Annotated in this window: 10 protein-coding genes and 1 tRNA gene; all 11 read left to right on the forward strand. The window is 37.2% G+C overall.

Annotated features, from left to right (window positions below; genetic code table 11):
* The first annotated feature begins 16 nt into the window (after window positions 1–16).
* The 11 genes from mtnA (at window position 17) to clpX (ending at window position 11,944) form a co-directional block, all read left to right on the forward strand.
* Window positions 17–1,060, forward strand: coding sequence for an S-methyl-5-thioribose-1-phosphate isomerase (gene mtnA / locus ACYQ1E_RS02580; protein WP_459875116.1), 1,044 nt, complete (start codon window positions 17–19; stop codon window positions 1,058–1,060).
* The gene (der, locus tag ACYQ1E_RS02585; protein ID WP_459875117.1) at window positions 1,061–2,386 is read left to right on the forward strand and encodes a ribosome biogenesis GTPase Der; all 1,326 of its coding nucleotides are present in this window, start codon (window positions 1,061–1,063) and stop codon (window positions 2,384–2,386) included. It abuts the gene before it with no gap.
* A gap of 13 nt (window positions 2,387–2,399) precedes the next feature.
* Entirely contained in the window at window positions 2,400–3,323 is a 924-nt protein-coding gene (locus tag ACYQ1E_RS02590; protein ID WP_459875118.1) for a branched-chain amino acid transaminase, read from the forward strand.
* Window positions 3,324–3,370: 47 nt separating this feature from the next.
* Window positions 3,371–5,023, forward strand: coding sequence for a DNA polymerase III subunit gamma/tau (gene dnaX, locus ACYQ1E_RS02595; protein WP_459875119.1), 1,653 nt, complete (start codon window positions 3,371–3,373; stop codon window positions 5,021–5,023).
* The gene (locus tag ACYQ1E_RS02600; protein WP_459875121.1) at window positions 5,020–5,334 is read left to right on the forward strand and encodes a YbaB/EbfC family nucleoid-associated protein; all 315 of its coding nucleotides are present in this window, start codon (window positions 5,020–5,022) and stop codon (window positions 5,332–5,334) included. The genes dnaX and ACYQ1E_RS02600 overlap by 4 nt, the downstream gene beginning before the upstream one ends.
* Before the next feature lie 18 nt (window positions 5,335–5,352).
* On the forward strand, window positions 5,353–5,961 hold the full coding sequence (gene recR, locus ACYQ1E_RS02605; RefSeq protein WP_459875122.1) for a recombination mediator RecR: 609 nt from the start codon (window positions 5,353–5,355) through the stop codon (window positions 5,959–5,961).
* Window positions 5,961–8,135 carry an SF1B family DNA helicase RecD2 gene (recD2, locus tag ACYQ1E_RS02610; protein WP_459875123.1) on the forward strand — a complete coding sequence of 725 codons (2,175 nt, stop codon included), beginning with the start codon at window positions 5,961–5,963 and terminating at the stop codon, window positions 8,133–8,135. The genes recR and recD2 overlap by 1 nt, the downstream gene beginning before the upstream one ends.
* Window positions 8,136–8,234: 99 nt before the next feature.
* Window positions 8,235–8,321: transfer RNA gene (locus ACYQ1E_RS02615), tRNA-Leu, on the forward strand.
* 76 nt (window positions 8,322–8,397) lie between these two features.
* Entirely contained in the window at window positions 8,398–9,765 is a 1,368-nt protein-coding gene (gene tig / locus ACYQ1E_RS02620; RefSeq protein WP_459875124.1) for a trigger factor, read from the forward strand.
* Between the two features lie 194 nt (window positions 9,766–9,959).
* Window positions 9,960–10,541, forward strand: a complete 582-nt coding sequence (gene clpP / locus ACYQ1E_RS02625) for an ATP-dependent Clp endopeptidase proteolytic subunit ClpP (protein WP_459875125.1) — start codon at window positions 9,960–9,962, stop codon at window positions 10,539–10,541.
* Between the two features lie 137 nt (window positions 10,542–10,678).
* Window positions 10,679–11,944, forward strand: coding sequence for an ATP-dependent Clp protease ATP-binding subunit ClpX (clpX, locus tag ACYQ1E_RS02630; RefSeq protein WP_459875126.1), 1,266 nt, complete (start codon window positions 10,679–10,681; stop codon window positions 11,942–11,944).
* Window positions 11,945–11,976: the final 32 nt, after the last annotated feature.

Here is an 11,976-nt window from a genome sequence, read left to right on the forward strand (position 1 = left end):
TTTAAGGATATTTGTTATGAAACGTCATATAAAATTTTCAGAAGAGGAAAATGTCCTCATATTACTGGATCAGCGTTATTTGCCAACAAAAGAAGAGTGGTTTGTATGCAAAAATTTACAAGAGGTAATATTTGCAATAAAAAATATGGTAATCAGGGGTGCCCCTGCCATTGGCGTTGTGGCTGCCTATGGCTGTTATTTAGGTACACTGAATTTAGATCCAGATGATCCTGAATGGAGAGAGTTCCTAAAAAGGAAACTAATAGAATTAGAGGATGCCAGACCAACTGCTGTAAATCTCAGGTATGTTGTTCAAATAATGAGAGATATCTGGGAGAAAGATGAAGATATTGGCCTGGATGAGCTTAGATGGATTTGGTTAAAAAAGGCAAAAGAGATCCACAACGAAGATATAATGATTAATAAGGCCATTGGAAAGTATGGGCTTGAGTTGATTAAGGACAAAAAGTGTATAATGACCCACTGCAATGCTGGTGCACTTGCAACTGGTGGATATGGTACTGCTCTGGGGGTGATAAGGGCTGCCAAATCTGCAAATCTGGATATAGAAGTCATAGCAAATGAGACCAGGCCATTTTTACAGGGTGCCCGTTTAACAGCCTATGAGCTCCACCATGACGATATAAAAGTCAAAGTGATATGTGATAATTCAGCAGGCTATTTAATGTCTCAAAATATGGTAGATGCAGTGATTGTCGGGGCTGATAGGATTGTTGCAAATGGAGATACTGCCAATAAAATAGGAACATATTCACTGGCAATCCTGGCAAAATATCACAATATACCCTTTTATGTAGCTGCACCAACCTCCACCTTTGATTTGACCTTAAAAAATGGGAAAGAAATTCCAATAGAAAAAAGGCCTGCAAAGGAGGTCACACATATTGGTGGGACGAAAATTGTACCTGATGGAGTAGAAGTATATAATTTTGCCTTTGATGTTACGCCAGGTAATTTAATAACAGCCTTTATCTGTGAAAAAGGGGTTATCTATCCTCCATATGAAAAAAATATTCCTGCGATGATTTTGGAGAGTTAAATGCTGCCTGTAGTTGCCATAATTGGCAGGACCAATGTGGGAAAATCTACTCTCTTTAATAGGCTCCTTAAGTCAAATAAAGCCATTACCCACGACAGAGAGGGTGTTACCCGTGATAGGATATATGGAGAAGTTAAGTATACAAAAAAGCCCTTTGCCCTTTTTGATACAGGAGGCCTGAGCTTTAATTTTGAAGATGAAATAGACAAATCCATATTTGACCAAGTGGAAGAGGCTATAGAGGATGCTTGTTTGATTTTATTTCTGGTTGATGGAAAAGCTGGATTAACTCCTTTAGATGAAGAAATAGCTGAATTTGTAAGGAGGGCAAAAAAGCCAGTGCTTCTTGTAGTAAATAAAATAGACGGCAAAGAGCAGGCAGATACACTTGTGTCTGATTTTCATGCACTTGGTTTTGAACTAATACCAATCTCTGCTGCCCATGGATATAATGTGCCTAATTTAATTGAGAAGATAGAGGAAATTATACCTGAGCCAACAGTTGAGCCTGAAGTTTCTGGGCTTAGAATTGCGCTAATTGGACGTCCTAATGTGGGTAAATCATCAATAATAAATGCCTTTGTTGGAGAAAAGCGTCTTATTGAATCACCTATTGCTGGAACTACCCGGGACAGTATTGATGTGGTCTTAAAAAAAGACGGTGCCCAATATATTTTTGTGGATACTGCAGGGGTGAGGCGAAAGAGTAAGATCAAAGATCCACTGGAAAAATTTAGTGTACTCAGGGCACTTAGTGCAAGTAAAAGGGCTAATATAACAGTATTGGTGGTTGAGGCCACATCTAAATTGACTCATCAGGATAAGACCCTAATACATTTTTTACAAAGAGAAAACATACCAATGATTCTTGCAGTAAATAAAATAGATATGATCCCCAGGGCAAGGTTAGAAGCAGTTAGAACCTATTTTAAGGACCAGCTTAAGTTTTGTCCCTATGTGCCGATTGTTTTCACCTCAACTGTGGATCGGCGGGGGCTTGGTGGGATATTGGTCCTGGCTGAAAAATTATGGGCAGAGACAAATAAGAGGGTCACCACAGGTGAGTTAAATCGCGGCCTTGAACTCGCAATAAAAAGACACCAGCCTCCAGTGGTTAAGAACAAACGTCCAAAATTTTATTACTTGACACAGGTGGATATCACTCCTCCTACTTTTGTATTTTTTATGAACGATCATACCTTAATCAAAGCTCCCTATAAAAGGTATCTGGAGAATCAAATTAGAAAGATTTTTGGTTTTAACATGGCTCCCATAAAGTTGATTTTTAGGACATCAAGGGATAAACGTGAGAACAAAAAAAGTTAAGGAGTAAGGGTTTATGGTAGACAAGGTAAAATTTATCTGGTTTGATGGAGAATTTGTTCCATGGGATGAGGCAAAAGTTCACGTGTTGACCCATGCCCTGCATTATGGCACTGGGGTTTTTGAAGGGATCAGAAGTTATAAATGCACAGATGGCACCTCTGCAGTATTTCGTTTAAAGGAGCACGTGAGAAGGCTTTTTGATTCTGCAAAGATTTTAAGTATTAAAATTCCTTATACTGAACAAGAGATTTGTGATGCCATAATTAATACGCTAAAGAAGAACAACTTACCAGAAGGCTATATAAGGCCACTGGTATTTATTGGTGATGGAGCCATGGGGGTACATCCTTCAACTAATCCAATAAGGGTAATTATAGCTGTTTGGCCCTGGGGTGCTTATCTGGGTGAAGAGGGACTGGAAAAGGGAATAAGGGTTAAGACATCTTCTTTTACCAGACACCATGTAAATGTAATGATGACCAAGGCAAAGATATGTGGTAATTATGTAAATTCTGTGCTGGCAAAGATGGAGGCAGTGTCAAATGGCTATGATGAGGCATTGATGTTAGATGTGGATGGCTATGTTGCAGAGGCTTCTGGCGAAAACCTTTTTATTGTAAGGGACAGCAAGATCAAGACCTCTCCCCTAGGACCAGTCCTGCCTGGCCTGACCAGGGACTGTATTACTACAATTGCCAAAGATATGGGATATGAGGTTACAGAACAGAGATTTACAAGGGATGAGCTCTATATTGCTGATGAAGCCTTTTTTACAGGAACTGCTGCAGAACTAACCCCAATCAGAGAAGTGGATGGAAGAATTATTGGCGCAGGGAAGAGAGGACCAATTACAAAACTCTTTCAACAGGAATTTTTTAAAATAGTCAGGGGTGAAAATCTAAAATATGCAGGATGGCTTACTCACTACGAGATATAGTCTTTGAATATTATTTTTTTTAAAATAGAGTCTTGAGGTACACAAATTTGGGAGCATCAATAGATTTAGTTGATGCTCCCAAATTTTATCTCTATAAATTTATGAACAGAACAAAACATTTAACAACATATTATCGTCCCAAAAGATTTTCTGAGTTAAAGGGACAGGATCACATAAAGCGAGTGCTTTCCCAATGTGCAAAACAAGGCACTATAGGAAAGGCCTATTTGTTCAGTGGCACAAGGGGGGTTGGCAAGACCACTGTGGCAAGGATATTTGCAAAGGCAATAAATTGTAGACAAGCCCCAACTGATGAACCTTGTAATAGGTGTGATATATGCAGGGAAATAACCAATGGTACATCTTTAGATGTATTGGAGATTGATGGGGCATCTCATACTGGGGTTGATAATGTGAGAAAACTCATTGAAGATATCTCTCTCTTGCCTGTTAAGTGTAAATATCGTGTGGTAATAATTGACGAAGTCCATATGCTATCTAAATCAGCCTTTAACGCCCTTTTAAAGACCTTGGAAGAACCTCCCGCACATGTTGTATTTATTCTCGCAACCACTGAGGTAAACAAGATCCCGTCAACTATTATTAGCAGGTGTCAGCACTTTATTTTCAAAAAATTAACAACCCAGCAACTTGTTGAACACTTAAAAGATATATTGGACAGAGAAAAAATTTCCTATGATCCCGAGGCTTTATTATTGGTGGCCCAGAGAGGAGAGGGGAGTGTAAGGGATTCTATGTCCATATTGTCTCAACTCGTGGCTGTTAGCAGGGGTAAGATATCTGCTGATCTGGTGAGAGAACTCTTAGGTATAGCTCCATCACAAGCCAAGATAGAGATTTTAGAATCTATTTTAAAGAAAGACATAAGATCCATTGTGTTGCAAATAAGGTCGCTTTTGGACCAGGGAATTGATATCCCATTCTTTTTGCAAGAGGTAATTACCCTGTTTAGAGACCTTTTTTTACTGAAAACTACTGGAACTAATTTCACTGACGCACTGGAGTCTCATACAGAAATTGATAAAATGAAAGACCTGGCTAAAAATTTTTCCCTTGCCCAAATACATGCAGCATGGCAATTGTTGTTAGAGGGGAGGATTAATCTAAATAAAATTCAGGAACCAGCTTTATTCTTAGAGCTTTTATTTGTAAATCTAGCCTATCTTACCGAACTCACCCCTATATCTGAAGTGGATTTTGATAATGTAAATTTTAAAGCTGAATCTCACAGAAGTGATGAAGTTGACAAAAACATTCCAAAGCAGGACATCTCACAAAAAGGCAAACCTTTAGATATAAGTTCAAGATTACCTCAAACTCCAAAGACATGGAAAGGTTTTATTGAATTTTTAAAAAACAAAGACAGTGATAGAAAATTGCCACACATGCAGGCGGTAAGTGGAATAATCAAAGAAAATAAATTAATCATAAATTGTACAGCTTACTGGCTTGATAGATTAAAATCCTCACCAGGGGTTTATCAATTTTTTAAAGATTTGGTTTTTGAATATTTTGGGAACATAGAAATTCTCTTTAAAGAGAAAAAAATACATTCTAAGAATTCCCTGTTAGAGAAGGTAAAAAATGAGCCAGTAATACAAAAAATACTGGATGAATTTAAAGGTAGTATAATTGATGTAAAATTAAAGGAAAAACAACAAGACCAGGAGGAAATATGAACATACAGGAGCTTATGAGACAGGCACAGCTTTTACAAAAAAAGATATTAGATGCACAGGAAGAAATAAAAAACAAAGTAGTAGAGGCCACTGCTGGGGGTGGAATTGTAAAGGTGGTAGCAAATGGTGCCCAGGAGATAGTTAGTGTTGAGATAGACTCAAGTGTTGTTGATCCAAATGATACCACAATGCTTCAGGACCTAATTGTGGCAGCTACCAATGAGGCCCTTAGAAAATCTAAAGAAATGAAGGAAGAGGAAATATCTAAGCTCACAGGAGGTTTAAAATTCCCAGGTTTGGGAATGATGTGATTTTTAATAGGACCTGCGATGTTTGAATCACTACCAGAGCCTTTAAAAAAAGTAGTTGAGCATTTTGCATCCCTGCCAGGACTTGGACCTAAATCTGCCATGAGGATTGGTTTACATCTTTTGGAAATTCCAAAAGAAAAGGTGCAGTCCTTTGGTAGGGACCTTTTTGAATTAAGAGATAACCTTAAGATTTGTGAAAGTTGCGGCGCCTATTGCAATAATAGTCCTTGTGAGATTTGTTCAGACCCAACTAGAGATACATCCCTTCTCTGTATTGTTCCAGATTGGGACGGCTTGATGCTTATTGAGAAAACCAAATTATTTAAAGGAACTTATCTGGTCTTAGGAGGATTAATTTCTCCTTTAGATGGAAAGATGTCTTCTAATTTAAGGTTACAACTTTTAAAAAAACGACTGAATTCTGGTAAAATAAAAGAAGTTATCCTAGCCCTGGGGTCTACCAGGGAAGCAGAAATGACCGAGAGTTTCTTATTAGACTTTATTTCTCAAGGCAAATTTAATGTGTCCATAACCCGACTTGCCCAGGGCATTCCTGTTGGATGTGATTTAAAATATGTTGATGGAGAAACCCTAAAGCAATCTTTATGTTATAGACAAAAATTATAATGGATACTTTAAAAGGTGAAGTTGTTTCAGTAGTTTATACAGATCCTGAATCACATTTTACTGTGGCCAGAGTAAAATCAAAACAAGAGCCAGGGCTTATTACTGTGGTGGGAAATATTGGTGCCATTGCCCCTGGCACTGAGCTCTTTCTTGAAGGGAACTGGAAATTTCATCCTAAATTTGGTAGGCAATTTAATATAGTAACCTGTGTGCAAAACCTCCCAGCAACTATTGTTGGCATTAAAAGATACTTAAGTTCTGGTCTGGTTAAGGGCATTGGTCCTGTTCTAGCTGAAAGGATGATTAAACACTTTGGGACTAATGCATTAAAGATATTAGATGAGTCACCAGACAAATTACTTGAAGTACCCGGGATTGGTAAAAAGACCCTTGAAAAGATTGTGTCTTCCTGGGATGAGCAAAAAGAAATAAGAAACCTTATCTTATTTCTGCAAGAACACTCTATTCCACCCTCTTTTGCAGTTAGAATATACAGGACATATGGGAAGGATTCCCTGAAGGTTATAAGAGAAAGACCTTATGATCTGGCCTATGATGTTAAGGGTATTGGTTTTAAAAGCGCAGATAAGATAGCCTTGAAATTGGGTTTTTCAGAACATTCTATAGAAAGAGTTGAAGCAGCAATTGTTTATATGTTATTTGCTTTGAGTGAAAAAGGGCATGTATTTTATCCAAAGGAGGGGCTCATCTCTCAGGTTATGAAATTACTCAACCTGGAAGATAGGGAATTAGTGGAAGATGCAATAAGGTTGCTTTTGGAAAAAAAGAGAATATACATTGAGGATATTGATGAGAACATAAAAGACGCAGTATATTTAAGACATTTTTATAAATGGGAGGTTGAGATTGCATCTAGGTTAAAAGGTATGATGAGTTGCACAACTCATCAAGCAGAGGATTACGAAAAGATAAGTGATTATATAAATGATTTTGAAAAAAAATATAACATTTTCCTTTCTAAGGAGCAAAGAGAGGCCATACTTGGTGCCTGTTTAAATCAGATTTTTATTATAACTGGTGGCCCTGGCACTGGTAAGACTACTATAACACGATTTATTGGCCATATTTTAAAAAAAATAGGTCTAAAAATAAAGCTAGCTGCCCCAACTGGTAGGGCGGCAAAGAGACTTCAAGAAGCAACAGGTCTTTTTGCCTCAACAATTCATCGCATGCTTGGTTTTGGCCCAGGAGGTGAATTTCAATATAGAGAGGATAAGAAAATAAAAATCAACGCATTGATCCTTGACGAAGTTTCTATGGTGGATTGCCATTTATTCGTGAATTTACTCAGGGCCCTTCCCCTGACCTGTAAGCTCATATTAATAGGAGACATTAATCAACTTCCATCTGTAGGGCCTGGAAATGTGCTCAAAGATTTAATTGAATCCCAGGTAATTCCCACAAAAGGGCTCTCAAAGATATATAGGCAGGCAAAAAAATCTATGATCGTAGTAAATGCCCACAGGATAAATCAGGGAAAATTTCCCATTAGGAGTAAAAAAGAGCCACCTGAGGCGGATTTTTTCTGGGTAGAGGAGGAAGATCCTAAAAAAGTTCAACAATTAATAATCTATATGGTGAGTGAGAGGATACCCAAGGTTTATGGATTTGATCCCATGAAAGATATCCAGGTACTCACTCCTATGCATAAAGGGGACATTGGAACTACAGCCTTAAACAAACTCTTGCAAGATACCCTGAATTCTTCAAACAGGGCCAAAAAATACGCCCTAAAGGGTTTTAGACTTGGCGATAGAGTTATACAAACAAAAAATAATTATGAAAAAGAGGTGTTTAATGGAGATTTAGGGATTATAAGAGAGGTGGATCTGGAATCTGGAGAGCTCATGATAGATTTTGATGGGCGGGATATTTTATATCATCAATCAGAGCTGGACGAGATATCCCTGGCCTATTGCATCAGTATCCATAAATCTCAGGGAAGTGAATATCCTGTTGTTCTTTTCCCTGTTATGGTACAACACTACATTATGCTTCACAAAAATCTTGTGTACACAGCCCTGACCAGGGCAAAGAAATTGGCCATGATTTTTGGAAGTAGAAAGGCAATGGCTATAGCCCTAAAGGATTTAAATAAAGAACACAGATATACTAATTTAAAAAATCGGCTAAGAGATGCAACAATATGTTAAAAAATAACAACACTGTCAATGGGTTTATAAAGAGTTTTGTGTTGACATATAAAATTAGGGGTATTATCTTAAATGTCTGGGGGGTGAATATTTTAGGTAGCGAGAGTGGCGGAACTGGTAGACGCACTGGACTTAGGATCCAGTGGCCAGATTTTGGCCGTGGGAGTTCGAGTCTCCCCTCTCGCATGTTTTTTAAGACTTTTCAGAGGTGGTCTCTGAAAGGTCTTTTTTTATATTTTTTTTATTTAGGAGGAGTTAGTGCATGGAATATAATGTTGAAGAATTATCTCCTGTAAAGAGAAAGGTAGAGGTAAAGGTTCCTGCAGAAGAAGTAAATGCTGCTATAAACGCTGCAGTAGCCCTGTTTAAGAAAGACCTTAAATTGTCAGGTTTCAGAAAGGGAAAGGTTCCCTCATACATTGTAGAAAGCAGGTTTAAGGATGATATATACAAGCAGGCGGAAATAGACCTGTTAAATGTGCATTTTAATGAGATTTTAGGTGAACTCAATGTGCAACCTGTTTCAGAATTAGATCTTGACACTAAAGAATTTAAGAGGGATCTGGATTACAGTTATTCATTTACCTTTGAAATCAGGCCAAAGATAGATTTGCCAGAATATCATGGACTCAAGGTTAAACAAAAAAAGGTAGTAATAAAGGATGAACACATAGATCGTGCCATTGAAAATTTGAGGGACCAATATGCCAAATATGAAATCGTTAAAGAAGATAGGCCACCACAAAAGGGTGATAAGGTTGTGGTGAGCTTTAAGCTGTATGAAGGAGACAAATTCCTTAAAGATGTGAGCGAGGACTTTTTTGAATTTTTCTACGATGTAGGGGAGGCCCTTAAAGATTTTGAGAAGTTAATAGCAGACCTTGTGCCTGGTGGAAAAAATCAAGGTGAGATTACATTTCCTGAAGATTTTTTGGATAAGTCTTTGGCAGGGAAAAAAATCAGGGTAGAAGTTGAACTGCATTCAATAAAAGAGAAGGTGCTGCCTGAACTGAATGAGGAATTTTTGGCGAGATTTGGTATTAATTCCATAGAAGAGTTCAGAGAAATTATGGCCAAAAATCTAAAGGAAGATTTTGAAAATATTGAAAAGTCTATAGCACAAAAAAAACTTTTAGATCAAATTGTAGAGCAAGTAGATGTTACTTTGCCCGAGTCAATGGTGGAAAGGCGGCTTAGAAGCATAATTGCAAGAGAGAAAGAAATATTGGAAAGACAAGGGAAAAATCCTGAAATACTTGGCACTGAAGAAGAACTGGAAAAAAAATACAGGCCAGAAGCTGAAGCAATTGTCAAGGCCCAATTGGTATTACTTGAAATAGCAGATAGGGAAGAACTTACAGTTACAAATGAAGAAGTTGAACAAAAGATTGCCATAACAGCAATTCAAATGGGGATAGAGCCACAAATATTACGGGAATTTTATGTTAAAAATAACATGATGTATGCCTTGAGAGATAGTCTCTTAGCAGACAAGGCCATGGAAAAGGTTTATGAATATGCTGAAATAGAGTTTGAAGAAGATAGTGAAGAAAAAGAGGATAGTGAAGTTAATGACCAATCTGAAAATAAAGAAGTAGAGGATGAATCTGCTAAAAGTGAAGACGAATAGTTATTAAGATATTAATCCATCCTGCCCAATAAAAATCCTGTCTACAAAAGGGGAAAGAAATATCTTTCCCCTTCGTTTAATAACTATTTTAAATTTTTCATATTTCAAGAATAGGAAAAAGGAAAAGAATATAGTTGTTTTTTTTATATACTTAAGGCAAAATAAAAAAAATATTTATATATGAGGAGGTAAAAATGAATATTCCAATTGTAATTGAGACTACTGGAAGGGGTGAAAGAGCGTACGATATATATTCACGGTTACTTAAAGATAGAATTATTTTGATGGGAGTTCCAATTGATGAGCACGTGGCAAATTTAATATGTGCACAATTATTATTTTTGGAATCTGAGGATCCATCTAAAGAAATCAATTTTTATATAAATTCTCCAGGGGGGTCAGTGACCGCAGGTTTGGCTATCTACGACACTATGCAATATATCTCATCTCCTGTGGCCACTTTGTGCATGGGTCAAGCTGCAAGTATGGCCGCTGTGTTGCTTGCCGCTGGAGAACCTGGAATGAGATATGCGTTACCTCATAGTAGAATTCTCCTACATCAACCAATGGGTGGATTTCAAGGACAGGCCTCTGACATTGACATCCAGGCTAAAGAGATTATTAGATTAAAAGGAATTTTAAATGAAATACTGGCAAAACATACGGGAAATGACATAAAAAAGATAGAACAGGATACTGACAGGGATTACTTTATGGGAGCTGAAGAAGCCTTATCCTATGGGGTTATTGATAAGATTTTAACAAGAAGAGCCTGATTTTTGGTCTGACTATTGAAATAAAAAATTAAATATGGTAAAAAGATTTTTAAAAGAAATCTTTAATTATTAAATCCATAGACTGAAAGATTAAATATTCGCTTTTGGTCTTAAAAAATTAACCGGGAAGGTGTATCATGGAAAAAAATACAAAACAAAACAAAAGTGAAGGATTTAAGTGTTCTTTTTGTGGAAGGAGTCAGGATCAGGTTCAGAGACTGATTGCTGGACCTGATGTATTTATTTGTGACGAATGTATATCCCTGTGTAATGAAATCCTTATTCAGGACAGGATGAGTGAGGAAACAATAGAGGATGGTAATCTAATTCCTCCCAGTGAAATAAAGAGGATTTTGGACGATTATGTAATAGGTCAAGAACTGCCTAAAAAGATTCTTTCTGTAGCTGTTTATAACCACTACAAAAGGATTTATTACCAAGAAAGTGTCTCAAATATAGATGTCCAAATAGACAAAAGTAACATTTTGTTGCTTGGTCCAACAGGTACAGGCAAGACATTGCTCGCAAGGACCCTTGCAAATATTTTAAAAGTTCCATTTGTTATAGCTGATGCTACAACACTTACAGAAGCAGGGTATGTAGGCGAAGATGTTGAGAATATTTTAGTGCAACTTTTGCAAAATGCAGAATATGATGTTGATGCAGCTGCCAGGGGAATTGTGTATATTGATGAAATAGATAAGATTGCCAAAAAGTCAGAAAGTGCCTCAATTACAAGAGATGTCTCAGGAGAAGGTGTGCAACAGGCATTGCTGAAAATAATTGAAGGTACAATGGCAAATATTCCACCTAAGGGTGGAAGAAAACATCCTCAACAGGAATATATCCGATTGGACACAACTAACATCCTTTTTATCATGGGCGGTGCCTTTATTGGTCTGGATAAGATCATTGAAAGAAGGGTTCAGGGAAAATCAATGGGATTTGGTGCAAATATTTCTCCAAAAAGGGAGAAGAAGATAGGCGAAATTTTAAGGGAATGTCAGCCAGAGGATTTGATAAAGTTTGGTTTGATCCCTGAGTTTGTTGGAAGGATTCCTGTTGTTGCGGCGTTAGATGAATTAGAAGAACAAGACTTAATCCGAATTTTAACAGAACCTAAAAATGCCCTTGTAAAGCAATATAAAAAGATGTTTGAATTAGAAGGAGTTAAACTCACTTTTACTCAAGGAGCCTTAAAGGCAATTGCAAAGAAGGCCATGGAAAGACGGACAGGGGCAAGGGGACTCAGGAATATAATGGAATCTGTTATGATGGATATTATGTATAAGCTTCCTTCTATGAAAGGAGTAAAAGAATGTATTATAAACACCTCTGTAATTGAAGATGGTAAAGAACCTCTTATTTTTTATGAGAGAAACAAAGAAATAAAAACTGCTTAAAAAGGATAAATTTTCCCATGAGGAGGGATTTA

The sequence above is a fragment of the Desulfothermus naphthae genome (assembly GCF_054657475.1).

Bases quoted from the DNA above. Each gene is read 5' to 3' on its own strand.
- mtnA (WP_459875116.1), top strand. From the start codon at position 17: ATGAAACGTCATATAAAATTTTCAGAAGAGGAAAATGTCCTCATATTA.
- tig (WP_459875124.1), top strand. From the start codon at position 8,398: ATGGAATATAATGTTGAAGAATTATCTCCTGTAAAGAGAAAGGTAGAG.
- clpP (WP_459875125.1), top strand. From the start codon at position 9,960: ATGAATATTCCAATTGTAATTGAGACTACTGGAAGGGGTGAAAGAGCG.
- recR (WP_459875122.1), top strand. From the start codon at position 5,353: ATGTTTGAATCACTACCAGAGCCTTTAAAAAAAGTAGTTGAGCATTTT.
- der (WP_459875117.1), top strand. From the start codon at position 1,061: ATGCTGCCTGTAGTTGCCATAATTGGCAGGACCAATGTGGGAAAATCT.
- ACYQ1E_RS02590 (WP_459875118.1), top strand. From the start codon at position 2,400: ATGGTAGACAAGGTAAAATTTATCTGGTTTGATGGAGAATTTGTTCCA.
- clpX (WP_459875126.1), top strand. From the start codon at position 10,679: ATGGAAAAAAATACAAAACAAAACAAAAGTGAAGGATTTAAGTGTTCT.
- recD2 (WP_459875123.1), top strand. From the start codon at position 5,961: ATGGATACTTTAAAAGGTGAAGTTGTTTCAGTAGTTTATACAGATCCT.
- ACYQ1E_RS02600 (WP_459875121.1), top strand. From the start codon at position 5,020: ATGAACATACAGGAGCTTATGAGACAGGCACAGCTTTTACAAAAAAAG.